The following is a 26,432-nucleotide window of genomic DNA, read 5'->3' on the forward strand; positions in this document are numbered from 1 at the left end:
CTGAGGGAGGTTTTTATAATGGCCAATCAATCTTTGAAGCCGTTAAAAGGAAGTCCGAATGCCGTGTCAACCCAAACTTCAATTGAAGAATTGCGGATGGACCCACTGCCGTATGCAGGCAGTCGCGGGCAATCAATTGAAGCCATTAAGATGGCGATGAATCAGTTGCCGCGGGCTGAACTGGTGAAGGAAACAGATGAAGGACTTCATTATGTAGTGACTTCTAAAGTGATGCGATTTAAAGATGATGTCGATTTTTTATTTGATGATGCTACTCAACAAGTCGAGTTTCGATCTGCGTCGCGTGTCGGCTATTCAGACTTTGGCGTGAATCGAAAACGAATGGAAGATGTGAGCGAACGATACCGGAGGTTGATTCGATGAAGGACTATCAGTTGATTGTCATCGGTGGCGGTGCTGCCGGGATGACGGTGGCCGCAGGGGCTGCGAATTTAGGCGCAAAGGTCGCACTTGTTGAAAAGAACAAACATTTAGGTGGTGACTGTCTGCATGTCGGATGTGTGCCATCGAAAGCGTTGATTGCCGCTTCAAAAGAAGCGAATGCGATGATGCGCGCGGCCCGAGTTCTCGGAACCGAGTTCAATGGACAAGAGCATTATCAAATGTCAAAAGCGCGTGTCGACAAAGCACGTGCCATTATTCAAGACCATGACGGGACAGAACGTTTTGAAAAGATTGGCGTCGACGTCTATATCGGAGAAGCCTCGTTCCAAAGTCCGCACGAATTAAAAGTAGGGAACGAGTTATTGATCGGGAAAAAATTTGTCATCTCGACGGGGTCGAAACCGACAGTTCCTCCGATTGATGGACTTGATCAAGTCCCATACTTAACGAACGAGACGGTCTTTGAAGAAGAGACGCTCCCGGAGAGCCTGATTGTCATCGGCGCCGGAACGGTCGGACTTGAATTGGCCCAGTCCTTTGTCCGACTCGGCTCACAAGTGACCGTGCTAGAGGCGCAGGATGATTTCCTACCTAAAGAAGACGAGGACGTCGCCACCTATTTGAAATCTCAACTCGAGATGGCGATGCGCTTGAAAATCGGCGTAAAGGTCAATCGAGTCGATGAGGTCGATGGCCGCATTCGTGTCACGACAGAGGTGAACGGCGAAACGGTCGAATATGAAGCGGACAAACTGCTGATGGCGACGGGTCGCGTTCCCCGAATCGATGCGCTCCGTCTCGACCGGGCGAACGTTCAGGTGACGAAAGGGTATATCGATGTCTCGTCGTCATATCGGACGTCACAATCTCATATCTTTGCGATTGGAGATACGATCAAGACGCTCCCATTCACACACGCCGCTGGAGAAGAAGGGAAGGCGGTTGTCGCGAACGCGCTCTTTGGATTATGGAACAAGGTCGACTATAGTAAGCTCCCGTGGATCACATTCACAGACCCTGAGGTGTTCCACGTCGGGATGACGGAGAGAGAAGCGCGAGAGCGTTACGGTGACGACATTGAGACGTATGAAGCGAAACTGTCCGAAGTGGACCGTTTCATTGCTGAACGCCAAGAAGCAGGCTTTGTCAAAGTGATTACGAAGAAAAATGGAAAAATCATCGGAGCTCATGCAGTCGGTGAATCGGCGGGGGATTGGATGCAAATTGTCGTTTATGCGATGCAACGTGGTGACAAAATCGGGAAGCTGTCTCGTATGATTTACCCGTATCCGTCGCGAAGTGAGGCCGTGAAGAAAGTGACAGACCTTTACTGGCGGAAACGATTGTTCGAAAGCCCACTCACCGAACTGGCGAGACGCTACTTTAAATTGATGCAATAACACAAATCACCCACTCGAACGAGTGGGTGATTGTTAGTTTGGTAAGGTGATGGTTTCAATCATCTTCGGTTCGCCCTCAGAAAGGTCGACGAGTGGTTTGATCAACACCTCGACACGTCGGTTTTTAGAGCGACCTTCTTCTGTATCGTTCGTCGCGATCGGTTTAAACTCACCGTAACTCGCGAGCGTGAATTGAGCCGGGTTCAAGGCATCATTTGCCAAAAGGCCACGCATGAACGCGGTCGCACGTGCCGAACTGAGTTCCCAGTTTGACGGGAAACGTGCTGTATTGATTGGAATGTTATCCGTATGGCCGGAGACGACAATCTCTCGCTTGCCCGCCTTCTCTAAAATTTGACTGATGTTTTGTGCGACGTTACGAGCATCAGCATCGAGAGTCGCCTCTCCTAAGTTGAACAGGGCACGGTCTTGAATCGTCAAGACGAGACCACTTGAATTGATCGTCGCTTTGATTTGGCTTTCGAGACCGTTCTTTTTAATGTATTTGTTTACATCTTCTTTTAACTCGTCAAGTTGAGCCAATTCATACGTCCGTGGGTTGGCGGTCGTATTGGTTTTGTCTGTGCGACTGATGTCACTGTTTGAGGCAGTCGAAGCTTGAAAGACGCTGACGCCTCCAGAGAACACCTGGTTGAATGACTGTGACATTTTCTCAAGCTTTGTCTGGTCGATGTTACTCGATGCGAATAGTACGATGAAAAGCGCGAGCAACAGTGTCAACAAGTCGGCGTAAGGAATCAGCCAGCCTTCGGGAATATGTTCTTCATGATCATGCTTCTTTTTGCGCTTCATAGTCAGCTCGCTCCTTTGGAGACAAATACACAGACAGTTTATCTTCTAGCGTTTTTGGAGATTCACCACTTTGAATCGATAAAATCCCTTCAATCATCATTTCCTTGATGATGACTTCACTCTTCGAATACTGCTTCAGCTTGTTTGCAAACGGGAACCAAAGCACATATCCGGTGAAAATCCCGAAAAGTGTCGCGACGAAGGCCGCAGAAATGGCATGTCCGAGCTTTTCGATATCAGATAAGTCTTTTAAGGCAGCAATCAATCCGATAACGGCTCCGAGTACCCCAAGTGTCGGGGCATATGTTCCGGCTTGAGTGAAGATATCAGCGTTTGCTTTATGACGCTGTTCCATATTCTCGATGTCGCGTGACATGACTTCCGCAATATATTCGGAAGGTTGACCGTCGATGACCATCATCATGCCTTGGCGTAAAAATGGTTCTTCGACTTGTTCAAGTGCCGTTTCGAGGGAGAGGAGTCCCTCTTTTCGGGCTTGGGTCGACAAGTCGACGAATTGCGTGAGCAATCCGGACTTGCTTGGGAGTTCTTGTTTTTTGAACAAGATTTTAAACAGTTTTGGAACATTCTGAAGTTGTTCCTTCGATACAGCGATACTGACAGCCGCGGCTGTACCGACGAAAATGATAACCATTGCGGCAGGGTTGATCAGCGGCGCAACACCTGCTCCTTTTAATAGCATTCCACCGACGAGGGTGAGGAACCCGAGTATGAGTCCGACTAACGTAACGACATCCATGTCTTTGTTTTCCACCTTTCCGAAATAAATCAGGACAAAAAAAGCGAGAGACGCCACTCGTCTCCCGCAACATGCGTTCCCGATGATTAAGCGCCGTTTTCATCAATCAGCATTTGAATGCTGATATTTCGTTCTTCACGCTCTATATCGGTTAATACGTCGTATTTTTTTAACAATGCGTACAATTGATTCACGACTTCTTGCTCGAGTGACCAATTGAGTAACTCTTCTAGCTGAAAATAAAGGTGAGCGGGCATACATTGTGACTGGCGCTCCAACCTTCGTGAGACATCCTCTATCGAATGATCTACCGTACTAGGGTCCACGGTTTCATTCAACCTCCTCAACATTCTTAAAGTCTATCTCCCATAATACCAAAAAATCGAAGAAAGCGTTAGAGATACATTTTCTTGTTGGCATTTATAAAAGCGAGGAGTAACATGGGGCTTAGAATAATAGAAGTGAAGGGGATGTCGTGATGCGACATAGATTGTCAGCGCGTGAGTTGCGCTTGAAACGAATCGAGGTGCTTTACCGAGTCGTATTTGAAAAACCTGCGCGTTTTATCGCGGGAGGATTTTTACTGGCGATTTTTATTGGAGCCACTCTTTTATATATGCCATTTGCGCAAGAAGAATCGGTTTCTTGGATTGATTGTTTGTTTATCGCAACGTCTGCCGGAACGGTCACTGGACTATCGACAGTCGACATCGGCTCCTCGTTTACCCTGTTTGGTGAATTGGTCATTGTCGCCCTCATCCAAATCGGGGGTCTTGGATTTATGACAATCGCCTTGATGTTGTTAAGTGTACTAGGGAAGAAAATCGGATTAAAACAACGAATTTTGTTACAAGAATCATTGAATTTAGCCGGACCGGGGGGGACAGTTCGTCTCGTTCGGAACATCGTCTTCACGACAGTCATCGTGCAGTTTATCGGGATGTTGTTTTTGACGTTCGAGTTGTTTAGTACAGAGAACTATTCTTTTGGAACAGCACTTTATTACGGTTTCTTCCATGCAGTGTCTGCCTTTAATAATGCGGGATTCGCATTATTTCCAGACAGTCTCATGTCATTTGAGCAGAACACAGCCATCATTGTGACCATCGCCCTCATGATTATGATTGGAGGTCTTGGATTCACGACGATTGCCGATGCCACGGAAGTGAGAGGCTGGAAACGTCTCGCCCTCCATTCAAAAATCATGATTTTGTCACTCTTGGTCATCAATGGTGTCGCTTGGTTCGTCCTCATGATGTTTGAATGGGTATCGAACGAAGGGGTATTGTATGGTCGATCCCTCGGTGAGGCGTTACATGTGACGTTTTTCCAAGCCGTGACGACAAGGACGGCCGGCTTCAATTCCATTGACATCGCGACCATGGCTCCAGCCTCGATCGGTTTGATTTTGATTCTGATGTATATCGGGGCAGGAGCGGCTTCGACCGGGTCGGGGATCAAAGTGACGACGCTTGCCGTTATCTTTGCGGATATGTGGGCCTTCATCGCAGGTAAGAAAGAAACGGTCATCATGGAGCGGACGATTGATGCGTTTCAAATCAAAAAGGCATACGTCGTCGCCATCTCAAGTTTCTTGTTCATTATGATGATCACGACACTCGTCATTTTGTCGAACGGCCACATTCCGGCGACTGCCATTCTATTCGAGACGGTCTCGGCGTTTGGGACAGTAGGGTTATCGCTCGGCATCACAGCGGAATTGAATGATGCCGGGAAGGGGCTGATCATGTTCATGATGCTTCTCGGACGTGTCGGATCGTTGACCATTCTCTTTACCGTCGCACGTCAAGCCGACCGGAAGATTCGCTATCCGAAAGAGAAGATTTTGATTGGTTGAACATGTATTGTAGGCTGCATTCCTCATGAAGGAGTTGCAGCCTTTTTTGAGGTGTCGTAGTCAAGAGCAACACAGATTTTTGATGGTCTTCATCGTATGCAATAATTGGTATATAATGGGTTAGGGAATGAATCGATAAAGGAGGATTTGGACTTGTTATCTTGGCTCGGTATGACAAAAGGTGAGAAGACAGGGCGCCCGTTCTTCGGGGATGTGTCGAAACGAGCGGTAACGCTTGTGTTACTCTCCTCGTTGATGTTGATGTATGGTGTGAAGTCGCTATTGGTTTACCTGATTCCAACTGCATACTTGGAGGATGCGATCGTTGCGGTTCTTCCTGGTATCGTAGGGCTCCTTGTGGCATTGGTCTATATCCTCGTCCTCGAGCGTCTGCTTCACGATCAAGCGGTGTCTCGTAACGACGCGGATGAGATATAAACAAGTGTACGATGATTCATGGCGTATACTTGTTCATTTAATTTCAATCATAGTTGAAGCCCTGACGAATCAGGGCTTTTTGTGTGCCATATAATAATGGACAATCTCAGGGAGGTAATCCTGGAGGTCTGGACATACGATGCCCGTTCCGTCGAGTGCCCGTATCGTTTGTGTCGTGTCAAAGTGAACAGGATGTTTAAAGTACTCCAATAGTTCGTGAGGAACCTCGAGTCGCTTGGCACCATTCCAAGCAGTAAATGCCGCGTCGGCAACGGCATGAGGAACGGTTCCGCGAGGAGAACGCTGAAACATCGTCTCATGCAACATACGATATACCTCTCGTGCGCCATGTGGGAATGGGTCCGTCAAATGAAATGTCCGCTTCAGGCCGTTTGGAGAATGAGCTAGGAAAGCGGTCGCTTCTACTACATAATCGTACGGAACGAGGTTTACCTCAACATTCGCCCGCCCGATGTAAGGGAGTGGTCGCATCTGCTGGAGTTGTGTCATCAATTGTAAGACGAAATAGACACCGTCGAACTTTTTCGTTTCGCCCGTGCGACTATGTCCGATTACGATCCCAGGACGAATGACGGTGATTGGCATGCCACCCATTTCTCTTGAAACGAGTGCCTCTGCTTCATATTTAGTCGCCTCATAATGATTTTTAAACTGGACCCGATGCCATAATTCATTTTCATAAACCGTCCCACGGCGACGTCCGGCGATATAGGCGGTACTGAAGTACACATAACGCTTCAATTGTTTCGAGCGTTTGGCGAACGCGGTCACATGTTTGGTTCCGAGTATATTGACGCGATAACCGATGTCATAAGGAATACTCAAGTCATATGCGGCGGCGAGATGGAAAATGTAATGTACATCGCGTTCAATGACAGACCGCATAATCGGGTCGAGAATCACTTCGGGTAACGTGATGTCTGCTTCAACAAGGACGAGCTGGTGCGGTGCAAGCGACGTCGTTGACAGTAGCGTATCTCGTAGCTCTTCTGCATCACGTTGTTGGTTCGGAAGATGCAAGGCGTAGATGACTCCGATTTGATGCGGTAACGAAGCGAGGTGTTCAATTAATTTTCCTGCTAAAAAACCAGGGAACCCGGTAAAGGCGTAATTGTTCATGACGTTTCCTCCGCTAAATCTAATGTGAATGTGAAAGTCGATCCTTTTCCGACAGTCGATTCCACTTCGATGCTTCCACCATGTGATTCGATAATTTCTTTACAAATCGACAAACCAAGACCGGTTCCACCAATTTTACGTGTATCCGAATTATCGACCCGATAAAATTTTGTGAACAATTTTTCGAAGGCGTGCTCCGGAATCCCGATACCGAAATCACGAATGGATACATGCGCTTGATTGTGGTCTTGTCGGACCCGTACTTCGATTTCCTGTCTATTCGGGGAATACTTGATCGCATTTGAAATCAAGTTGACGAGAACTTGCTCGATGCGATCTCGGTCGGCAATGAGATGCAAGTCATCATCCGCATTATCGAAATGAATGGTATGATCACTCGTTTCGCGGAAGCGTTCAATCACTTCTAAGACAAGTTCATTCAAAGCGAAATGATCTTGTTTATATTCTTGGTGACCATCTTCCATGCGTTGGATGTCCAAAAAGTCGTTGAGTAGGGCGGTCAATCGTTTCGCTTCCCGCGACATCGTCTTCAAGAAGCGCTCTCGTTTTTCAGGCGTCAAATCTCGAGCGAGCATCAATTCAATATATCCCGATAATGAGGAAAGAGGAGTTCTTAGTTCATGTGAGACCGTGCTCACCAGTTCATTTTTAATCTGGTCCATCCGCTCTTCCTCGGTTCGGTTACGGAACACAAACAAGAATCCACTATCCATACCGATTTGTCGTTTTGTATCCATCGTCGTTCCATACATCTCATAGTATTCTTCATCTCGATCGTTTGGCTGTGGGATGGAGAAACGCATCGATACTTCACGCGCTGTCCCATCGAGAAGTTGATCCATCTTTCGTAGCATCTCGCTCCTGTCACGAGGACGGAACGTGGAGAGGAGCGGGATACGCTCCTGAATTTTGTTTGGAGCGATGCCCGGTAAGTCCATGAGTCGTCTTGCGTGGACGTTCATGAACAAGACACTCCCGTTCGATTCGGTCAAAACGAACGCTTCATTCGATGCTTGTAAGATTGACTGGATGATATCGCGCTGACGGGCGATGGCATTTTTTTCACGTTCGAGCATACGCTCTACTTTTTTACGGTCGCTGATATCACGCATGACCGCGACTCGTAACGTTTGCCCTTGATACGTCACTTCTTTCGGATACACTTCTAGTTCTAAGAACGTTCCATCTTGCCGACGACCAATCACTTCGTATGGCGTTTGAATGTGATTGCGAATGCGTCGCAACACATCGGCCCGGTACCCTTCCGCGATAAACTCGATAGTCTGGCGTCCCATCATTTGCTCTGCAGGGATTTTAAAGATGGATTCCGCCGCCTTGTTCGCATCGAGAATCATCCCATCTTCATGGAACAGAACGGCTTCGATGACCGATTCGGCAAACATGCGATAACGCTGTTCCTTATAACGGAGCTCACGTTTCAACTCAATCTCGGAACTCACATCAAATACGAAGAAAAAGAAGCCGATGAGTTGCTCTTGCTCATAAACGGGATGCATGAACAATTTGCCGATGAAATGTGTCCGATCTTTACATTGAAACTTCCATTCCCGGTCTCCTTTGTCGAGTGCGAGGCGCAACATTTGTTCGAACGATAGCAACCGTTCCGTCTCGTCTTGATAAGCAGAGCGCTTTTCACTTAATTCTCTCGATTCAAATAAAGCGAACGGTGTCATTTCGTAAAGCACTTCATGGGGCGCATAGCCAAACAGTTCCGTGGCCCCCTGATTGAAACGAGTAATCAACAGATTCGCATCCGTCATGATCATCGCCATGTCGAGTTCAGTATGCATCATCGCCTCAAAAGCGTTGTGTTGAATCGTCACGCGTGTATCATGGGGCAATGGCTCAATGGAGAGAATATATTGATTTTCCCACGGAATGGCGTGTACTCGCATCGTTGGCAGTTCATACATCCAAGGCAGTCCTTGTTCCATCCGACGAGACAATTCCATCGTAATCGGTGACTGATTGACCATATGGAAAAGGTTCGAACGTCTCTGTAGATTCTCAGGAAACTGCTCGAGAAACGGACGGTTTGCCTGAACGATTGTTCCATCTTTCTGTATTAACGCAACTCCGTAAGGTAATGCATGTAGTAACTCACTTTGGAGATTGGCATGATTCTCCATGAACAGTCATCCCTCCTTCGCGGTGTCAGACGAGCACATCTTCTATATCATTCGACAGATCCCCCTTTCATTTCCTGCCCTCAAAACGGTAAAGTGAGGGAGAGGAATTGGAAAGGAAAGATGAGCATGATTGGATTACTCATTGGGATCATTGGTGCCATATGTTTATGGTGGTTCGAGGCACCGCTTTGGAGCAGCGTACTGCTTCTCTTGCTTGGAATTGCGTGGTTTATATGGAGAGTAAGGCTGTCGACCATCGACCGCATTGATCGGATGGATGGTCGGGAGTTTGAACTATTTTTAGAGGAAGTGTTCACCGCGCTTGGATATACGGTCACGGTGACTCCGGCATCGCGTGACTTTGGAGCAGACTTGTTACTGGAGACACCGGATGGATGGTCGATTGCCGTTCAAGCAAAGCGTTATGAAAAGACGGTCGGACTCGAAGCGGTTCAACAAATTGCAGCGGCCGTTCCCTATTACCAAGCACACGAAGGCTGGGTCGTGACGAACTCGAATTTCACGGACAGCGCATACGAATTGGCGGCGCCAAATCAAGTTCGTCTGATTGCAAGAATGGAGCTTGAAGAACTCTTAAAAGAGGCGGGATATAAGCGATGAGAATAGGCTTGTTCACAAGTTCGACAGAATCCAAATGATGTCGAAAAAAAAGGGTTGTCTTTTTCTTTAAACGATGCAATAATCATCTTCGTCATATGAAATATGTAGTAGTTGAAACGAGATAAAAACTACACAGAGAAACGATTGGGGTTTTCAGTAATACCCGACCGTACACATACAAACAATCACGGTTGGAACGTGCTAGGAGGAAAAAGCGGTGCGCAAATTAATTTATGTAAAAGGTTGCGTCTTTACACAAGGTGAGGCGACCATTTATGACGAGACAAATGATGCGATCGGATCTGTTCACCGCGACGCGGAAGGCAGTGTCCAAGTGCACAATTTGTCTGGACGACAGATCGCTCATGGGAAATACATCCCAAACTGCCAAAAATGGGTCGTGATGAACCATGATGGACAGGCGATTGGTCAATTGAAAGACAAGTTCTCGTTATTCGGGAAAAAGTGTGAGTACAACGTCTATGAACGCGGACTCTTCACGATTCAATATGATGTGGAACGTCACAAGTTTAGCGTTCGCGACAAAGCAGGTAAACTTGTCGCGGAACTACGGAAACAAGAAGACGATACGTTCTGCTTAACGAAAGAAGCCGATCAGTTATCGATGTTCGAACTCCTTTCCGTCTTAAAGACGTTAACGGTAAAATCACGGATGCCGCTCGCAGCATCTGTCTCATAACGATGACGAGCACCGGTCTCTTGACCGGTGTTTTTTGATACGAAAAAACCGTCTCATCAAATGAAACGGTTCAAATAGTGCTTGGCCTCGAGTTCGAGTGTCGTCACCCGATGTGCGTATAGACAAAGCTTCAAGACGTGAATGATATTTGGATGTTCATAGTTCATCTTTTCGAGCGAACGCTTCGCCCGTGTATCGAGAAGGTCGATCGGGCTTGTTGACTTCGCATACTCCGCGTAAAGTCGATAAAAATCAATCGGTTTGATGAAGTCGTCTTCGTCCCGGTCAGGGTTGTTGAAGATGAGCGCCAATAAGGAACTCGTCTCTTCGAGGGAAAAAAGGTGTTTCAAGTCATCAAGGAGATAAATGATTGCCGCTTGATGCAAGGAATACTTTTTACCGATTCGTGGGACACCGATGATTTTACGAACTTCACGCTTCGTCCAGTTTTGAATCGTCGTCGCAGAGAGATGCTCTCCGGTCAGTGCGTTAGCGAGAGCGACGATTTGGTTAATCGATAAGCCGTTCTTTTCAATATGAAACAAGTGGATTTTTCGAAGCTCTTTTGGGAAATGTTCACGCACGTCTTCAGGGAAGAGGGCGATGGCTCGCTCGATTTCTCCGACCTGCATAAAATGAAGGCAATCTGCCAAAGTTTGAATTGAAGTTGCGTCGCGCATACGGCCACCCTTTCTATCGCCAACAGCGTACGTTGGCTATACAGTCATTTGACCTCATTCTACCAAATGTTTGAAAAGTAAGCTAGGATGGGCACTGATTAAGGTATAATGACGGTATCATACACACTCTATATATGAAGGTGGTCAAGCAATGAATGAATGGATTAGTTCGATTCTTTCCATTGTAGTCGTCCTCGTGTTTCTCGTAGGTCTCGAACAAGTCGGGAAGCGTCTAGGATGGACGGATGAAACGATTCGAAAAAGTGTACATATCGCAGTCGGACATTGGTCGTTATTGGCAGTTTGGTTAATGGATTCATGGTACGTCGCGGCAGTGCCGCTCATTTTCTTCACATTTGCGAATGCGGTCCTGTTATATAAAAGCCCGTCACCGGTACATCAAACGGAACGAAAATCATTCGGGACCGTATACTATCCGATTGCATTGCTCATTATCTTATACTTCTTCTTCGAGTCCGAGCCGATCGCATTTTTAGCCGGATCACTCGTGCTCGCCTGGGGGGATGGAATGGCTGCACTCATCGGACGCAAATATGGGACGGTCATCTATGATCTATATGGACAAAAGCGTTCTTTCCAAGGAAGCATTGCCATGTTTCTAAGCTCATATGCTGTCTTATTTTTATTGTTTTTGTGGAATGATGTCGTCCTTTGGCAAGTGGTAACATATGGGTTTATCATTTCCATCATCGCTACACTAACTGAAGCGATTTCATATCGAGATTGGGATAACTTTACAATTCCAATCATTGTTGCCATTGCGACATCACTATTGCTATAAACTAATTATGAATTTGTAAGAAAAACGTTGCTTGTCACGTCCAATAATCATTTGTATACTGTGATTCGTACTGAAACCATTCAGTGACGTGCTCGGAACGAATGAAGTGGGACCGAGACACTGATTAAATAGAACATAAAGGATTGAGTGAACGCATGAGCTTTTTACAGCAACTTCAAATGATCATTCCGGCCGAGCGCGTCCTTCAAGACGAGCCATTGTCGGCACACACGTATACAAAACTAGGGGGCAAAGCAGATTACTTCGTGGCTCCACACACGTACGAAGAAGTGCAGGCCGTCTTACAACTGGCCCACCAAGAAGCGATGCCGTTTATGATTCTTGGCTTCGGTTCAAACTTGATCGTCCGCGATGGCGGCATCCGTGGAATCGTTTTGAACTTGAATGAACTCAACTCGATTCGTCGGGAAGGGAATCAAATAATTGCCCAGGCAGGAACAGCGATTATCGACGTCTCACGTCAAGCACTGGCAGAGGGATTATCGGGCCTCGAGTTCGCATGTGGGATCCCTGGGACGGTCGGTGGTGCCGTCTACATGAACGCAGGTGCATACGGCGGAGAAACGAAAGACGTCATCACATCTGCGACGGTATTGACGCAGGATGGTCAAGTACTTCATTTATCTAAAGACGAACTCGATCTTGACTACCGAACGAGCCGTGTCTCAAAAGAGGGCTTGATCGTACTCGAGGCAACGTTCGAACTAGAACCGAAAAACTATGAATTGATCAAAGAAGTCATGGACGACTTGACGTATAAACGTGAATCGAAACAACCGCTTGAATATCCTTCGTGTGGTAGTGTGTTCAAACGTCCGCCTGGCTATTTTGCCGGCAAGTTGATTCAAGACTCTGGACTGCAAGGCAAACGCATCGGAGGAGCGGAAGTCTCGCTCAAGCATGCTGGGTTCATCGTCAATATCGATGAGGCGACGGCGACAGAGTACATTTCACTCATCCGTCACGTCCAGGCGACCGTTAAAGAGAAATTTGAAGTGGAATTAGAGCCGGAAGTGAAAATCATCGGGGAAGATATCGCCGTTGAGAACGCATAACGCATAATAAAAGAAGGAATCGGACGATGGTGTTCGGTTCCTTCTTTTTTTGATATAGAAAAAGACGATGAGAACGGGCATCTCATCGTCTTAAAGGTTAAGCTTGTGTTTGTTTTGAGACCGCCTCATGGGCAGGAACGAACGGATATTCCAAATCACGTGCAACCGCTTCATACGTGACCGTTCCATTGATGACGTTTAGGCCTTTGAGAAGTGCCTCGTTTTCAAGAAGTGCTGGGAATACGCCTTTTTGCGCACACTCGATGATATATGGCATCGTCGCGTTTGTCAGACCCATTGTCGAAGTGCGTGGCACGGCACCTGGCATGTTAGCGACGGCGTAGTGTTGCACGCCATAACGCTCATACGTTGGCGCATCATGCGTCGTGATATGATCGATCGTCTCACAAATCCCACCTTGGTCGATGGCGACGTCGACGATGACCGAACCAGGCGACATGCGCTGTACCATTTCTTCCGTGACGAGTTTCGGTGCTTTTGCTCCTGGGATGAGCACGGCACCAATCACAAGGTCACTCTCAGCCACTTGTTTCGCAATGTTATATTTATTTGAGATCAACGTATTGATTGTGTTTCCGAACAAGTCGTCGATTTGACGAAGACGAGCCGGGCTAATATCCATCAACGTCACGCTCGCCCCAAGACCAATTGCGATTCGAGCTGCATTCGTTCCAACGACACCGCCTCCGATGACCGTAACGTTCGCACGAGGCACGCCTGGGAGACCAGACATCAAGATTCCTTTTCCACCATGTGGTTTTTCAAGGATTTGAGCTCCGATTTGCGCAGCCATACGTCCTGCCACTTCACTCATCGGTGTGAGGAGTGGTAACGTGCGATCCACTTCTACTGTCTCGTAGGCGATGGCTGTAATCCCAGAATCGACGAGCGCTTTCGTTAATTCTGGCTCTGCCGCAAGGTGTAAATAGGTGAAGAGCGTCAAGTCAGGACGGAAGTATTGATACTCAGACGGCTGTGGTTCTTTTACTTTGAGAGCGAGTTCGACGCCTTCCCAAACTTCTTTCGCCGTTTCAAGAATCGTTGCACCGGCATCAATATATTCCATATTCGTGAATCCGCTACCGAGACCGGCATTCGTTTCGACGAATACATCATGACCAAGCTCCGTTAACATAAATGCACCCATCGGTGTTAAGGCCACCCGATTTTCATTGTTTTTAATCTCTTTTAATACCCCGATTTTCATGGAACATTCCCCTTTCATTCCGTTGACACAATTTGTTCACACCCCTAGTATAGACCCATTTGAAAACGCTGTCTTTAGCATGGATTCTAAAAACGAAGACGCTCAATTTGTGAAAAATCACAAAGTGAGCGTCTAGTCTTCTAATCGATATTGACCAGCCTTAATGGCTAAATAAATCATGGATCTTTCTGGTAAGGAAACTTGTGTGATATTCGTCAACTCTTCGATGCGGCGAATCCGGTACAGAACGGTATTCGGATGAATATGAAGATGAGCGGCGACTCGTTTGACGTTCCCATCAAAATAAAAATACCATTCGAGCGTCTTCACGAGTTCGGTCTGATGGGATGAATCATAATGCTGCAACCGTTCGACTGTCGGGTGGGTCTCCAGTCGGAGTCCGATACGTCGAGCGAGTTCCGGGACGAGTTGATAAATGCCGATCTGCTCGAAGGCACGGGAAGTCGATAGTTCGAGCGGGAACTTGCGACGCAGCGTGGTAACCCGTCGCGCTTCTTCGGCTGCGGCATATAACATGTCACTTTCGAAAAAACGTCGGCTGATGCCAAGACGTGGTTCGGATTCGCTGAACTTGTCTTGAAGCAATTGTTCGAACCGTTCCGCCCAGGCTATGAGTACAGTCTCTTCATCGGAGAGTTCAGACTTCATATAATGCCAGACGAGTAGCTGCTGACCGTCGATGGCATGTAAAACGACTTCAATTGACTCTTGCGTCGCAAGCACATAGTGAAGGCGTTCCGCAAGTTGAGGGGTGATCGGTTGAGCACATTCGATGACCGTCAACCGACTGGCGACGGCAATCGGAGCAAGTTCGTTCAATCGTTCGCGATTCGCATCCGTCAGGGTCGGGGAAGCGAGGACATCTAATAAGAAGCGTTCGAGCTCGGCGCTGATTCGTCGCTCGTGCATCGCGATGGTCATAAGCAGCTTTTTGGCGATGGTCGCCCCTTCTTGCAAGATGGCTAATTCTTGAGTACTGAACGGATTTGTCCGAGCTAAGCTCCAAATATAGCCGAGTACTTCATCATGTTGTTTGATGACGATTGCGGCGCGTTCCCCAAGACCGACGGCGAGACGGGCCGGGATGACGACCGGTTCATTTTGGTCGATGACTTCTTGTAAAATACCACTCTCCCATAGGTCTTCGATGACAGCTTCTGGGACACGACGCCCGATGATGGTCGCAATCCTGGCCGGGTCGGTCGAATCCGGATGTGTACTATAGGCGAGCAACTGGTGGTGGCGATTCTCAATCGTGATCGGTGCTCGAATCGCTTGACCAATCGCTTCGGCGAGTGTATCGAGAGACTCATAAGATTTCTGCAAAAAAGGCATGTCGATTCCTCCTCTCTCTTGAGTATACCGTCTTCTTTGTGAAACTTCACAAAAAGAATCAAGAGTGTGAGAAATGACATACCTTCTGCGATTACATTGGGAAAAACAGTCCGACGACGAGACCGAGTAACGCTCCGACAATGACTTGGAACGGCGTATGGCCGACGAGTTCATTCAAGAGTGGGGTCTCATGTTTAATTCCTTTGAAATAATCGTTCAAGAGCCGTGCTTGGAAACCGACCGCCTGCCGAACTCCGGTCGCATCATACATGACGATAGTGGCAAAGACGACAGCGAGAGCGAATAGACTCGAGTCAATGCCTTCCATTCGCCCAATCGCGGTAGCGAGTGCGACGACGGTAGACGAGTGCGAACTTGGCATGCCTCCTGAAGCGAACATGATTTCAATTTCAAAATCTCTTGTTTTAATGAGTTCAGTTACGAGCTTAGCCGCTTGGGCGATAAACCAAGCGAGAATCGCAGCGAGTAAAGGTTCGTTAAACATGCGTGCATTCACTTCCTGTCTGACATAGTATCTTCACTATACCCGAAAGAGGCGCAAGCTAGACGTTAAGATTTCGTCAAAAAAAGATGTCTTGGACACGTTCTCCAAGACATCTTCTGGTCGATTTTTGTTACCCGACTACTCCTTCAGTCTCCTGAAGTTTCTCTGCAATGTTATCGATGATATAACGGTTGCGTGGGTGTTCTTGACACTCCTTCGAGCATGAACGCATTTGTTTCGGTTCACACTCTTCACAACAGAAATGCTGTGCATTGCACTCCGGGTTGGCACAATTAACGTAACGAACCGTCTCTGTCCCACAGTGCATACAGTGTGAGACGACAGATGGGTTCACGGAGTTAACCGGGACATTGATCCGCTCGTCAAAGACATAGAGCTCGCCTTCCCAGTCCTCTCCTTTTGTCGCTTCATCTTTACCATACATTGCGACGCCACCTTTTAGGTGGAAGATGTTGTCGTGACCTTGGTCACGCATATATGCTGTAAATTTCTCGCAACGGACGCCACCGGTACAGTACGTGAGAAGTGTTTTCCCTTCGTAGAGGTCCTTGTTCTCTTCGAGCCATTCCGGCATGTAACGTGAAGCCTCTACATCGATTTTGATCGCATTTTTAAAGTGACCAAGTTCGTACTCGTAGTTGTTACGAACGTCGAGGATGACGACATCATCACGATTCATCATCTCTTTCCATTCTGCTGGTTCGAGGTATGCACCGTGTTGTTTCGGTACATCAAACTCGCCATCAAAGCGCCACGTCACGAGCTCTTTCTTGTGACGGACAAAAATTTTCTTGAAGGCATGCTCTTCGACTTCATCGATTTTGAACTCGATATCGCTGAAGAGAGGGTTTGCTTTCAAGTCATTCATGTACTGCTCGGTTTGCTCCCAAGTACCAGAGCACGTCCCGTTGATTCCTTCGGAGGAAATCAAGATGCGTCCTTTGATGCCGAGGTCCTTACAATACTTCAAATGTTCTTGCGTGAGTGTTTCTGGGTCTTCGATGTTGACGTACTTATAGTACAGCAAGACCCGCATTGGTTTTGTTTCCATGTTGTGTTGCTCCCCTGTGTTCAGTTTTTTGCAGGAAAACGAACGTTGGGTTGTGTCGTTCGACGAATAGACTTGCCTGCAACCACAAGTCCATTATTATATGATAAATATCACGACGGATTTTCGCAAATGGTTTTTAATTTTTTTTGACGAATGCAGGGAGATGCGTCTTGTAAATCGAATTCGGGTAATAGAGTAGTAACGAAAGTTGAAGGTGGAACGACTATGCTTAATTCTCTCCAACAGTACATCATCCAATTGATTGAATGGCTTCAAGGTTTGCCTGGTGGTCCATGGGCTGGACTCGGTGCACCGTTTTTAGAAGCGATTTTTCCATTTTTACCACTCGTCTTAATCATCTCTGCCAATGCAGCGACATACGGCTTTCTGTTAGGCGTTCTCTTATCCTGGATCGGGAACCTTCTTGGAACCATCGTCGTTTTTGCGGCTGTCCGTTACGTTTTCCGCAAACCGATGACGCGCTGGCTCGAAAAACATAAGGCGGCGGTCTATTGGTTGGAACGAATCAATCATATGAGTCCGATCTCGCTCGGATTCTTATATTCTCTCCCGTTCATCCCGGTCAGTTTGATCACGTATTTATTGGCGCTCATTCAGATGCCGCTCCGTACGTTCATCATGGCGGCAGGATTCGGGAAACTGCTCGTCGTCGTGATTTTCTCTGTCATCGGGGACCAGTGGGAAGAATTTATCCAAAGTCCATTTCGTTTATCGATGCTCGGTCTACTTTTGGTCGCATTATGGGCCATCAGCCGGGGGCTAGAAGAAGTGCTCAAACGACGCGCTTTCAAGAAACGGAACGAGCAGTTGAAACAAGAGATGGTCACGAAACGACAAACACCCCTTTGAACAAGGGGTGTTTTCACTTATGACTGTTTTTTAAAACGTGGGAAATTGAATGCGATGGCGATTCCTCCACAAATAAAGAGTAGGAACGGATAGAACATGAACGGGACGAGGTCCGGCGATGCGGTCTTCGTCAATTCTGCAGCGATGAGTAATTGAGCTCCGTACGGAAGAATCCCTTGTACCCCACATGAGAAGATGTCGAGTACGCTTGCTGATTTCTTCCGTTCGATGTCATACTCGTCCGCGATGTTCGCTGCAAGTGGACCGGCTACGAGAATGGAAATCGTATTGTTCGCCGTCGCTACGTTTGTCGCACTGACAAGTCCGGCGATGCTCCATTCGGCACCGGCACGTTTTTGAATACGAGATGTCAACGCGTCACGTAAATACGTGAGTCCGCCGTTGTGTGAGATGAGACCGACGAGTCCACCCATGAGTAATGTCAGGAATGAAATTTCGGCCATGCCAATCATCCCGTCCGCAATAGCTGTCACAAACGCCGTGACGGATAGGCTTCCATCTAGAAGACCGATGATGCCGGTGAGCGTGATGCCACCTAACAGAACCAAAATGACGTTTAATCCTGTCAATGCGAGTCCGATGACGGCAAGATACGGAATCAGTTTGTACCATTCGAATGCGGCGACATCGACCGTTGACTCCCCATTTGACAAGACGGCGAGTAAAACCGTCGTGATGATGGCGGCCGGTAACACGATCCAGAAGTTCGTGCGGAATTTATCACGCATGTTCGTTCGTTGCGTCCGGACGGCAGCGATGGTCGTGTCTGAGATGAACGAGAGATTGTCCCCGAACATCGCCCCTCCGACAACGGCTGCGGCAGCGATGGCGACATTGACGCCACTCTCTTCATGGATACCGAGGGCGATCGGTGCAAGTGCCGCAATTGTACCCGTCGACGTTCCCATCGCCATTGAAATGAAGGCGGCGATGACGAAGAGTCCGCTCAAGAGAAGCGAAGGTGGTAATAGAGTCAAGGCGGCGTTGACCGTTGCATCGATTGCCCCGATGGCTTCCGCTACCGTTGAAAAGGCGCCAGCCAGTAAGAAAATGAAAATCATGATGATGATGCCCGGATTGCCGGCTCCTTGCGCGATGCGCTCGACGGTTTGGGTGGCACTTCCTTTTGTCATGAATGCCGCAACCATCAAGGCGATGATGGCCGCGACGAGTACCGGAAACTTATAAAAGTCTCCGTAATAGACACCCGCCCCGATGAAGAAGAGTAAGAAGACGAGTAACGGCAAGAGTGCCCATTTGTTTGCTGTTGGTTGTTCCAAAATAATCACCTCACTAAAAAATAAAAAGGACCCTTTTCTGAGAAAAAGGTCCTTCGTGCGAAATACCCTTTTCATCTTTCGAGCAATACGCCCGCTGGATTTGGCACAGGTTCCCCGCTGCCGAGACTTCTCAGGGCCAGTCCCTCCGTCTCTCTCGATAAAAAGTGAATCTATCCAATTAGTAAACACGTTCCCTAACGTACCTGTTTCAAGTCCGCTTGTCAACTTAAAAACTCCCCAATTCGATGTGAGAAAGGGGAGTTTACGTCGTTAAATTGTTGAAGTGCGCCACACGGTTACGTCCCGCGTATTTCCCACCGACATATAGCGCACGGTCCGCGTTTCGAATCGTATCGTCTAATCGCTTATTTCCAAACGCATCGATTGTATCGATCCCGATGGACGCAGTCACAGAAATCTCATGATGATCGACAAGGAACGGTTTCGCTTCGATTTGCTGGCGAATTCTTTCTGCAATGTCAACGGCTTGAGACATGTCACAATGATTGAGAAGCAAGATAAACTCTTCCCCACCATAACGGGCGGCAAAGTCATCAGCGCGAAGGGCTTGCCGGATACGTCGACCAAATTCCTGCAACACTTGGTCACCGACTTGATGGCCATACGTATCATTGATTTTTTTAAAGAAATCGATGTCGAGCATGGCGACCGAGATCGGATACATCGAGATGTCGGATATTTGTTGAATCCCGTATTCGTAGAAGGCGCGGGCATTGGCGAGGAGAGTCAAACTATCCGTCCGGCTCTCGGTATACAGACGATCTCGTTCATGACAGCGGCTGATGGTCCGGTTGAACGACTTGAGCAACTTGAGGATTTCTTGTTGGATAATCTTCGGATACCCATATACAGGTTCTCCTGTCATCACGATCCATGTTCGGATTCCCTCGATCTCTTCCGAACGAATTGAGACGAAGCTATGGTAGTCGTCATGGAAAGCGTCAGACAATGAAGCATCCCACTCAAATCGCATCTCGTAGTCAAGGACAGGCTCGACAGGTTGACTGATATCCAGTAGCGCAAATACGATAGGGCGATCAATCGGTTGACGTGTCTTCAAGTCGAAATAGAGTGTGCGATTGAATAGCTTGAACTCGATATATCCTTCATCGTAATGGTTCAATTGTTCGCACTGACTTAAAAAGACTTCAATGGCTTGCGCTTCGCTCTGAGACAAAGAGACGGCTTCTTTCGCTTCGTCGTACTGTTCAATCAGAGATTTATACGCATCCTGTCGTCCCTTTTGAATGAGGAGTCGTTTGATGAAGAAGGTCAGCGCTGCCGCGATACTGCTCACGACAAGTAAATTCGTCTCTCGGAAAAATGCTGCGGCTAAGATGAAAATCAAACTGACGACGTATGTGTAGAAGGCGATCTTCAAAAAGTCACTCAACCCGATATCAACGCGGAACCACCATCTCACCTGGTATTTTTGAAATACGGTGTTTAAGAAGATGGCAAGAAATAACCCGGCAAGCGGAATGAATGATTCTTTCGAATAGAAATCGATCCCAGTCTCCCCACCGAGGGCGAGATAGACGGTAGCGGGAATGACAATTTCTAAGTATGCCGTAATGGCGTTCCACGGATAGGTGAAGCGAAAACGGCGTATGGCGACTTTTGGTCTCAAATTGGCGAATTGAAAGACGAATAATCCAATCTGGTTGACGATGAGTGCTGTTTCAAATCCAAAGAATAGAAAAAGAATTAATACGATACTCTCAGAGAATGTGAAGTACACACCTTTGACTTCGATTGAATCGAGTTGAAAGATGATGACGAGTAATGAGATTAAAATAAAGGACAACGGATCAATGGTCGGGGCGTGCAGCACATCCAATGCAAATAATCCGATGGTGAAGCAGAACAAAACACTCCATATACTCCAACCGAGCATGGACATCTTGCGAAAGTGGTTCATGTGTTCCCTCCTAGCATGGGACATTTCAAGATATAATAGTAAAGATTCGTCATGATTTCGTGCGAGTCCTGCCTTTCTTTTATCATGCTTGAATTCTAGCATTGAGTATACAGGGAATATCCTCTATAATGAAGTTGCTTTTCAACCGCATAGACGAAAGTCGATGAAAAAGAGAGTAACGATGGTTTAGTCAACAAAGCGACCTGGGGATTGGTGAGAGCCTGGGCTGACAAACGTCGCGAAACGCACTTTTGAGATGCTATCCGAAACGAGAGTAGGCATAGCCGGAGGGAACCGTTATCACCATAAAGCGGTCTGCATCATGCAGGCAAGAAGAGTGGTACCGCGGGAATTCCCGTCTCTTTGCATCTATGCAAAGGGCGTTTTTTTTATGAGTTGTTATTGAAGAAGGAGGACATACAGATGAGTTATGAACGCAAATATGCAGAAGCACTATCCCGTGTCATCGGTGAAGAACTCACGATTGACCAAATTGAAGCATTGATTGAGAAGCCAAAACACGAGGCGCACGGTGATCTCGCGTTCCCGTGTTTCCAATTGGCGAAAGCTTACCGAAAAGCACCTGTCATGATTGCGACAGATATCGCAAATGAATTGGACGATGAATTGTTCACGAAAGTGGAGGCGGCGGGACCTTACGTCAACGTCTTCTTGAGCCGTGATGTTGTATCAAAAGAAATCATCAACACCGTGCTTGAGGAAAAATCGGAATATGCGACACACGAAGCACGCAATGAAACGATTGTGACGGACTTCTCGTCACCAAACATTGCGAAGCCGTTCTCGATGGGTCACTTGCGTTCGACGGTGATTGGGAATGCGATCAACCAAATCGCACGTAAAAACGGATATGACGTCGTCGGCGTCAACCACCTTGGGGACTGGGGCACTCAGTTCGGGAAATTGATGGTCGCCTACAAGAAGTGGGGCGATGAGGAAGCGGTACGCGCCAATCCAATCGCAGAACTCTTGAAATTATACGTCCATTTCCACGAAGAGGCGAAGACACAACCAGAACTCGAAGACGAAGGCCGTGCTTGGTTCAAAAAGCTTGAAGATGGTGATGCGGAAGCGACAGAGCTTTGGCAGTGGTTCCGTGACGAGTCGCTCAAAGAGTTCCAGAAAGTATATGACCTTCTTGGAGTGAAATTCGAAAGCTTCAACGGGGAAGCGTTCTATAACGATAAAATGGGACGCGTCGTCGAGATGCTAGAAGCGAAAAACCTCTTAGTGGAAAGTGAAGGGGCGATGGTCGTCTCGCTCGAAGAGGAGAACTTGCCACCTTGCTTGATCAAGAAAAAAGATGGCGCGACGTTGTACGCGACACGTGATTTGGCAGCGGCAATCTATCGTTACGAGACGTACAACTTCGTTCAAGCGAACTATGTCGTCGGTGGCGAACAGGCGCTCCATTTCAAACAACTCTTCTCGGTCCTTCGTAAGCTTGGATATGACTTTGTTGATGGCATGCATCACGTGCCGTTCGGCTTGATCTTGCAAGAAGGGAAGAAGATGTCGACACGTAAAGGGCGCATCGTTCTTCTTGAGGAAGTCTTGAAAGAGGCAATCGAGAAAGCGCAGGCGAACATCGAGCAGAAGAACCCGGATCTTGCGAACGCACAAGACGTTGCCCGCATGGTCGGTGTCGGCGCTGTCGTCTTCCACGATTTGAAAAACGAACGCATCAACAACATCGAGTTCGATCTCGACAGCATGCTCAAGTTCGAAGGAGAGACAGGACCTTACGTTCAATACACGAACGCTCGTGCGAACTCACTCCTTCGTAAAGGAAACTATGACGGCTCACCATTCACTGGTGCAGACGATGACTACTCATGGGGTGTCGTCACGATGCTCAATGCGTTCCCACACGTCATCACGCGTGCGCATGAACGCCGCGAACCATCAATCATCAGCCGCTATGTACTCGACCTCGCGCAAGCGTTCAACAAGTACTACGGTCACGTCCGCGTCCTAGAAGAAGATGCGAGCAAACAATCGCGTCTCGCTCTCGTCAAGACAGTGACGCTCGTATTGACAGAAGGGCTCCGTTTACTCGGTGTCGAAGCTCCGGAAGAAATGTAAGACAGACGAAAGGACCTCAAAAAAATTGAGGTCCTTTTTTGTATTCATGCTTTCATCCGCGTGACCGTTCGGGCTTCCGTGTCATATAGACACCATTCCCGATCGAAGATGACGGCGCCGACGTTAATGACATATCGTTTTTTCTTCAAATGGAACGGTGTCCCGAGTTCCCACGGCAGAGAGGTTCCCTTTCGGTAAATCCCGGGGATGTGACTGTGTCCGATGAAGACGAGTGGGTATTTTCCTTTCTCGACCATCGGTTCCCAGTCTTTATTCCACTTCACTTGATGTCCATGTAAAAAGCGTGCTTCCTCGAGAGTCGTCTGTTCCGGCAATAACGAAATCCGTGTTTTCACAGGATGGTCGATTACGAGCACCTCGTCGATTCGCTCTTCCTGATTGCCTCGTAGACTCGGGAATGTGAGTAACGCTTCATAATTTGGGTCGTACGTCACGACGTCTTCCACATGATGAAAGCGCTCGTGACGTCGTTTTTTGCCAACATGGCATTCGTAGAGGTCCCCGAGACAGAGAATATGCTCGGTTTCGCGACGAACGTCATCCAGGACGGCCTTTAAATCATCAAACGAACCGTGCGGGTCACTGATGATGGCGAGTTTCATCGGAAGTTCGTAAATTGGGCATCGACGGACAATTCAAGTTCACGTACGAGTTGCATGACGGCCTGGAGATCGTCACGCGACTTACCTGTCACGCGAATTTGGTCGTCCTGGATTTGCGATTTGACTTTTAGTTTTGATTCCTTGATGGCGTTGTTGATTTTCTTCGCGTCGTCTTTGTCGATGCCGCTTTTCAATTTCACACGTTGGCGAACCGTGCCGCCGAGTGCGTTCTCTACTTTTTGATAGTCGAGGTTTTTCGTCGGGACACCGCGTTTGATCAATTTCGTGATCAAGACGTCTTTTAATTGCTCGAGTTTATAGTCGTCATCCGAGATGAGGACGAGGTCGCCACTGTCGAGGGACATCTCACTCTTTGACCCTTTGAAGTCATAACGGTTCAAAATTTCCTTTTCCGCAATTTGGATTGCGTTCTTTACTTCTTCAAGATTCATTTCTGACACGATATCGAAAGAATTGTCTTTTGCCATGTTTCATCCATCCTTTGTGTGGTTTTGTTATAATGATAGCAGATTTGAAGCAGTGAAGGAGTGAAGAGATGGAACGTACAATGGATCAACACACACATGCAGACTTAGATCACGTTGCCTATCACGGGAAAGACCTAGGGGTGACGTTCAAAGGGGAACAGATTCGACTACGAGTTTGGTCTCCGGTAGCGGAACAGATGTCGGTCAAGTTGTATCGAACAGCCCGTGCCCGTAAGTTTGAACGACTCGAGCTCGAGCCGGCTGAGAAGGGGACGTGGGTGATCGAACTCGACCGTGCCTTATTCGAAGGTCAATTTTATGTATTTGAAGCGCTGATTGATGGGAAAAAAGTAGAGTCGCTCGATCCGTATGCGAAAGTCGTCGGAGTGAATGGGAAACGAGGATGTCTGCTCGATCCGGCATCTTTGAACCCGGACCATTGGATCAAAGAACGTCCGCTATTCAATTCTTCACAAGAGGCGGTCATCTATGAGGCGCACGTCCGTGATTTGACGAGTCACCCAGAGAGTGGGGCGACGCACCGTGGGAAGTTCTTAGGGATGACCGAGACGGGTACGACGACCACGAGCGGTTACCCGACCGGACTCGATTATATTACCTCGCTTGGAATCACTCATCTCCAATTAATGCCGTTCTTTGACTACGGCTCGGTGAATGAGTCACGTGAAGGGGAAGACAATTATAACTGGGGTTACGATCCGGTTCATTACTTTGCGGTCGAAGGATCTTACGCCTCGTCGGCAGATGACCCGGCGACGCGAATTGTCGAATTGAAGGCACTGATTCAAGCGCTCCACGATCGAGGCATCCGGGTCATCATGGACGTTGTCTTCAACCACACGTATGATGCGTTGACAACACCGCTCGGGCAATTCGTCCCGGACTATTACTATCGCTTAAACGAAGACGGAACACTCGCGGATGGTTCGGCATGTGGGAATGACACGGCATCCGAGCGTGCGATGATGCGTAAGCTCATGGTCGAGTGTGTCACGTACTGGGCGAAAGAATTCATGATTGATGGGTTCCGCTTCGATTTGATGGGACTCCATGACGTCAAAACGATGAACCAGATTCGGAAAGCGCTCGACCGCGTCGACCCATCGATTCTTGTCATCGGGGAAGGGTGGGATTTGGATACACCGCTCCCGGTTCGTAAAAAAGCGAATCAGCATAATGCGCATAAGATGCCACGCATCGCCCAATTCAATGATGGGATTCGAGACGGTGTCCGAGGAGACGTCTTCATCGAAGACTTACCGGGCTGGGTGAGTGGAAACACGGATATGACAGCAGATGTGAAACGAGGGATTGCTGGTGGCATCACGAGCCAAAGTTTCGCTGATGAGCCGAACCAGGTCGTCAACTATGTAGAATGTCATGACAATTTGACGCTTTGGGACAAGTTATCCGTGACGAATCCGGAAGATGACGAGACGACACGTCGCCGTCGCCACCGTTTGGCGACGTCGATTGTGCTCCTAAGTCAAGGGATTCCATTCCTTCACAGTGGACAGGAATTTTTCCGGACAAAAGACGGGGATGAGAATAGCTTCAATTCAGGCGAAGTCATCAACCGTATGGACTGGAACCGGGCGGAGCAAGAAGCGCCAAGTGTGGAATATGTGAAAGGCCTCTTGCGTCTGCGTAAGCAATATCCGCTCTTCCGACTCGAGAACACGGAACAGATTCGCAAACACTTGCGTTTCTTTGATGAAGCAGAGGGTGTGATTGCCTTTGAATTGAGCCGTCATGTGGAAGGATATGTAGAACGACATATCGTCTACCACAACGCACTCGAGGAGGCGGTTGAGGTCAAACTTCCATCTGGCAAGTTCGAGGTGAACGTGGAGGACCATACCGTTAATCTGACGGCGCCACGTCAAGTCGAGGACCGTCATATGACGGTCGCTCCACTCTCTACACTAGTCGTAACCGAACGTCGCCCAGATTACAGCAAGTACGCTGTTGCCGGTGGTGCGGCCCTCGCTGTAATCGGTGGTCTCTGGTATGTATCGAGAAAGCGGAAACGCAAAGAGCAGTAACCAAAAAGGAG

25 protein-coding genes, 1 riboswitch and 1 other annotated feature are annotated in these 26,432 nt (G+C 47.9%); of the genes, 11 read left to right on the plus strand and 14 right to left on the minus strand.

From position 1 onward, the window contains the following. The first annotated feature begins 18 nt into the window (after positions 1–18). Positions 19–384 (plus strand): DUF1499 domain-containing protein, encoded by a 366-nt coding sequence (locus tag GVY42_RS12115; protein ID WP_159563348.1) that lies wholly within the window; start codon positions 19–21, stop codon positions 382–384. Then, positions 381–1,805: an NAD(P)/FAD-dependent oxidoreductase gene (locus GVY42_RS12120; protein WP_159563349.1), complete on the plus strand. Its 1,425-nt coding sequence runs from the start codon at positions 381–383 to the stop codon at positions 1,803–1,805. The genes GVY42_RS12115 and GVY42_RS12120 overlap by 4 nt, the downstream gene beginning before the upstream one ends. A gap of 33 nt (positions 1,806–1,838) precedes the next feature. Here GVY42_RS12120 and GVY42_RS12125 read toward each other — a convergent pair whose 3' ends face one another. From GVY42_RS12125 to GVY42_RS12135, 3 genes are all read right to left on the minus strand, one after another. Then, on the minus strand, positions 1,839–2,618 hold the full coding sequence (locus tag GVY42_RS12125) for a flagellar motor protein MotB (protein WP_074034931.1): 780 nt from the start codon (positions 2,616–2,618) through the stop codon (positions 1,839–1,841). Continuing rightward, on the minus strand, positions 2,596–3,378 hold the full coding sequence (gene motA, locus GVY42_RS12130) for a flagellar motor stator protein MotA (protein WP_015880500.1): 783 nt from the start codon (positions 3,376–3,378) through the stop codon (positions 2,596–2,598). The genes GVY42_RS12125 and motA overlap by 23 nt, the downstream gene beginning before the upstream one ends. Before the next feature lie 86 nt (positions 3,379–3,464). After that, positions 3,465–3,656 (minus strand): hypothetical protein, encoded by a 192-nt coding sequence (locus GVY42_RS12135; protein WP_224862903.1) that lies wholly within the window; start codon positions 3,654–3,656, stop codon positions 3,465–3,467. Positions 3,657–3,856: 200 nt separating this feature from the next. On the opposite strand from GVY42_RS12135, the gene GVY42_RS12140 reads away from it, so the two are divergent. Together GVY42_RS12140 and GVY42_RS12145 are read left to right on the plus strand one after the other, a co-directional pair. After that, entirely contained in the window at positions 3,857–5,236 is a 1,380-nt protein-coding gene (locus GVY42_RS12140; protein ID WP_159563350.1) for a TrkH family potassium uptake protein, read from the plus strand. Between the two features lie 153 nt (positions 5,237–5,389). Next, positions 5,390–5,674 carry a hypothetical protein gene (locus tag GVY42_RS12145; RefSeq protein ID WP_159563351.1) on the plus strand — a complete coding sequence of 95 codons (285 nt, stop codon included), beginning with the start codon at positions 5,390–5,392 and terminating at the stop codon, positions 5,672–5,674. Between the two features lie 69 nt (positions 5,675–5,743). Here GVY42_RS12145 and GVY42_RS12150 read toward each other — a convergent pair whose 3' ends face one another. After that, entirely contained in the window at positions 5,744–6,814 is a 1,071-nt protein-coding gene (locus GVY42_RS12150) for an SDR family oxidoreductase (protein ID WP_159563352.1), read from the minus strand. Next, positions 6,811–8,985 (minus strand): ATP-binding protein, encoded by a 2,175-nt coding sequence (locus GVY42_RS12155; RefSeq protein ID WP_159563353.1) that lies wholly within the window; start codon positions 8,983–8,985, stop codon positions 6,811–6,813. Before GVY42_RS12155 ends, GVY42_RS12150 begins: the two co-directional genes overlap by 4 nt. Positions 8,986–9,111: 126 nt before the next feature. Here GVY42_RS12155 and GVY42_RS12160 point away from each other — a divergent pair, with 126 nt between their 5' ends. Together GVY42_RS12160 and GVY42_RS12165 are read left to right on the plus strand one after the other, a co-directional pair. Beyond that, the gene (locus GVY42_RS12160) at positions 9,112–9,606 is read left to right on the plus strand and encodes a restriction endonuclease (protein ID WP_074034923.1); all 495 of its coding nucleotides are present in this window, start codon (positions 9,112–9,114) and stop codon (positions 9,604–9,606) included. 217 nt (positions 9,607–9,823) lie between these two features. Continuing rightward, on the plus strand, positions 9,824–10,306 hold the full coding sequence (locus tag GVY42_RS12165) for a hypothetical protein (RefSeq protein ID WP_015880506.1): 483 nt from the start codon (positions 9,824–9,826) through the stop codon (positions 10,304–10,306). Between the two features lie 56 nt (positions 10,307–10,362). Here the strand turns inward: GVY42_RS12165 and GVY42_RS12170 are convergent, their stop codons facing one another. Further along, positions 10,363–10,986: a DUF1836 domain-containing protein gene (locus GVY42_RS12170; RefSeq protein WP_015880507.1), complete on the minus strand. Its 624-nt coding sequence runs from the start codon at positions 10,984–10,986 to the stop codon at positions 10,363–10,365. Positions 10,987–11,137: 151 nt separating this feature from the next. On the opposite strand from GVY42_RS12170, the gene GVY42_RS12175 reads away from it, so the two are divergent. Together GVY42_RS12175 and murB are read left to right on the plus strand one after the other, a co-directional pair. Continuing rightward, positions 11,138–11,788, plus strand: a complete 651-nt coding sequence (locus tag GVY42_RS12175; protein WP_159563354.1) for a diacylglycerol/polyprenol kinase family protein — start codon at positions 11,138–11,140, stop codon at positions 11,786–11,788. A 155-nt stretch (positions 11,789–11,943) separates the two neighbouring features. Next, complete coding sequence (murB, locus tag GVY42_RS12180; protein ID WP_159563355.1) at positions 11,944–12,864, plus strand: UDP-N-acetylmuramate dehydrogenase; 921 nt, start codon at positions 11,944–11,946, stop codon at positions 12,862–12,864. Positions 12,865–12,961: 97 nt separating this feature from the next. On the opposite strand, the gene ald is transcribed toward murB, so the two are convergent. The 4 genes from ald to GVY42_RS12200 form a co-directional block, all read right to left on the minus strand. Beyond that, on the minus strand, positions 12,962–14,092 hold the full coding sequence (ald, locus tag GVY42_RS12185) for an alanine dehydrogenase (protein WP_015880510.1): 1,131 nt from the start codon (positions 14,090–14,092) through the stop codon (positions 12,962–12,964). Between the two features lie 132 nt (positions 14,093–14,224). Then, entirely contained in the window at positions 14,225–15,448 is a 1,224-nt protein-coding gene (locus GVY42_RS12190) for a CdaR family transcriptional regulator (RefSeq protein ID WP_159563356.1), read from the minus strand. Positions 15,449–15,539: 91 nt separating this feature from the next. Then, entirely contained in the window at positions 15,540–15,965 is a 426-nt protein-coding gene (locus GVY42_RS12195; RefSeq protein WP_143180200.1) for a divergent PAP2 family protein, read from the minus strand. Positions 15,966–16,083: 118 nt separating this feature from the next. Beyond that, entirely contained in the window at positions 16,084–17,025 is a 942-nt protein-coding gene (locus GVY42_RS12200; RefSeq protein ID WP_159563357.1) for a rhodanese-related sulfurtransferase, read from the minus strand. A gap of 225 nt (positions 17,026–17,250) precedes the next feature. Here GVY42_RS12200 and GVY42_RS12205 point away from each other — a divergent pair, with 225 nt between their 5' ends. After that, a complete protein-coding gene (locus GVY42_RS12205) occupies positions 17,251–17,895 on the plus strand; it encodes a TVP38/TMEM64 family protein (protein WP_159563358.1) in 645 nt (214 codons plus the stop codon). 17 nt (positions 17,896–17,912) lie between these two features. Here the strand turns inward: GVY42_RS12205 and GVY42_RS12210 are convergent, their stop codons facing one another. Together GVY42_RS12210 and GVY42_RS12215 are read right to left on the minus strand one after the other, a co-directional pair. Further along, positions 17,913–19,271, minus strand: coding sequence for a Na+/H+ antiporter NhaC family protein (locus GVY42_RS12210; protein WP_256369436.1), 1,359 nt, complete (start codon positions 19,269–19,271; stop codon positions 17,913–17,915). Beyond that, a riboswitch (SAM riboswitch) is annotated at positions 19,265–19,360 on the minus strand. Its footprint overlaps the gene before it by 7 nt. A gap of 98 nt (positions 19,361–19,458) precedes the next feature. Then, positions 19,459–21,138 (minus strand): GGDEF domain-containing protein, encoded by a 1,680-nt coding sequence (locus GVY42_RS12215; protein WP_159563360.1) that lies wholly within the window; start codon positions 21,136–21,138, stop codon positions 19,459–19,461. 154 nt (positions 21,139–21,292) lie between these two features. Next, positions 21,293–21,504, plus strand: a binding site (T-box leader). Positions 21,505–21,561: 57 nt separating this feature from the next. On the opposite strand from GVY42_RS12215, the gene argS reads away from it, so the two are divergent. After that, positions 21,562–23,244, plus strand: coding sequence for an arginine--tRNA ligase (gene argS / locus GVY42_RS12220; protein WP_159563361.1), 1,683 nt, complete (start codon positions 21,562–21,564; stop codon positions 23,242–23,244). 44 nt (positions 23,245–23,288) lie between these two features. Here the strand turns inward: argS and GVY42_RS12225 are convergent, their stop codons facing one another. Beyond that, the gene (locus GVY42_RS12225; protein ID WP_159563362.1) at positions 23,289–23,867 is read right to left on the minus strand and encodes a metallophosphoesterase; all 579 of its coding nucleotides are present in this window, start codon (positions 23,865–23,867) and stop codon (positions 23,289–23,291) included. Further along, a complete protein-coding gene (locus GVY42_RS12230) occupies positions 23,864–24,355 on the minus strand; it encodes a YajQ family cyclic di-GMP-binding protein (protein ID WP_074034908.1) in 492 nt (163 codons plus the stop codon). The genes GVY42_RS12225 and GVY42_RS12230 overlap by 4 nt, the downstream gene beginning before the upstream one ends. 68 nt (positions 24,356–24,423) lie before the next feature. On the opposite strand from GVY42_RS12230, the gene pulA reads away from it, so the two are divergent. Beyond that, positions 24,424–26,421, plus strand: coding sequence for a type I pullulanase (gene pulA, locus GVY42_RS12235; protein ID WP_159563363.1), 1,998 nt, complete (start codon positions 24,424–24,426; stop codon positions 26,419–26,421). Positions 26,422–26,432 lie beyond the last annotated feature (11 nt).

Source organism: Exiguobacterium sp. 8A, from assembly GCF_902506275.1.
Lineage (GTDB): Bacteria > Bacillota > Bacilli > Exiguobacteriales > Exiguobacteriaceae > Exiguobacterium > Exiguobacterium profundum.

Bases quoted from the DNA above. Each gene is read 5' to 3' on its own strand.
- GVY42_RS12215 (WP_159563360.1), bottom strand. From the start codon at position 21,138: ATGAACCACTTTCGCAAGATGTCCATGCTCGGTTGGAGTATATGGAGT.
- argS (WP_159563361.1), top strand. From the start codon at position 21,562: ATGAGTTATGAACGCAAATATGCAGAAGCACTATCCCGTGTCATCGGT.
- GVY42_RS12160 (WP_074034923.1), top strand. From the start codon at position 9,112: ATGATTGGATTACTCATTGGGATCATTGGTGCCATATGTTTATGGTGG.
- GVY42_RS12115 (WP_159563348.1), top strand. From the start codon at position 19: ATGGCCAATCAATCTTTGAAGCCGTTAAAAGGAAGTCCGAATGCCGTG.
- GVY42_RS12230 (WP_074034908.1), bottom strand. From the start codon at position 24,355: ATGGCAAAAGACAATTCTTTCGATATCGTGTCAGAAATGAATCTTGAA.
- GVY42_RS12150 (WP_159563352.1), bottom strand. From the start codon at position 6,814: ATGAACAATTACGCCTTTACCGGGTTCCCTGGTTTTTTAGCAGGAAAA.
- GVY42_RS12210 (WP_256369436.1), bottom strand. From the start codon at position 19,271: ATGAAAAGGGTATTTCGCACGAAGGACCTTTTTCTCAGAAAAGGGTCC.
- GVY42_RS12205 (WP_159563358.1), top strand. From the start codon at position 17,251: ATGCTTAATTCTCTCCAACAGTACATCATCCAATTGATTGAATGGCTT.
- GVY42_RS12140 (WP_159563350.1), top strand. From the start codon at position 3,857: ATGCGACATAGATTGTCAGCGCGTGAGTTGCGCTTGAAACGAATCGAG.
- GVY42_RS12120 (WP_159563349.1), top strand. From the start codon at position 381: ATGAAGGACTATCAGTTGATTGTCATCGGTGGCGGTGCTGCCGGGATG.
- ald (WP_015880510.1), bottom strand. From the start codon at position 14,092: ATGAAAATCGGGGTATTAAAAGAGATTAAAAACAATGAAAATCGGGTG.
- GVY42_RS12155 (WP_159563353.1), bottom strand. From the start codon at position 8,985: ATGGAGAATCATGCCAATCTCCAAAGTGAGTTACTACATGCATTACCT.
- murB (WP_159563355.1), top strand. From the start codon at position 11,944: ATGAGCTTTTTACAGCAACTTCAAATGATCATTCCGGCCGAGCGCGTC.
- GVY42_RS12125 (WP_074034931.1), bottom strand. From the start codon at position 2,618: ATGAAGCGCAAAAAGAAGCATGATCATGAAGAACATATTCCCGAAGGC.
- pulA (WP_159563363.1), top strand. From the start codon at position 24,424: ATGGAACGTACAATGGATCAACACACACATGCAGACTTAGATCACGTT.
- GVY42_RS12200 (WP_159563357.1), bottom strand. From the start codon at position 17,025: ATGGAAACAAAACCAATGCGGGTCTTGCTGTACTATAAGTACGTCAAC.
- GVY42_RS12175 (WP_159563354.1), top strand. From the start codon at position 11,138: ATGAATGAATGGATTAGTTCGATTCTTTCCATTGTAGTCGTCCTCGTG.
- GVY42_RS12170 (WP_015880507.1), bottom strand. From the start codon at position 10,986: ATGCGCGACGCAACTTCAATTCAAACTTTGGCAGATTGCCTTCATTTT.
- GVY42_RS12190 (WP_159563356.1), bottom strand. From the start codon at position 15,448: ATGCCTTTTTTGCAGAAATCTTATGAGTCTCTCGATACACTCGCCGAA.
- GVY42_RS12225 (WP_159563362.1), bottom strand. From the start codon at position 23,867: ATGAAACTCGCCATCATCAGTGACCCGCACGGTTCGTTTGATGATTTA.
- motA (WP_015880500.1), bottom strand. From the start codon at position 3,378: ATGGATGTCGTTACGTTAGTCGGACTCATACTCGGGTTCCTCACCCTC.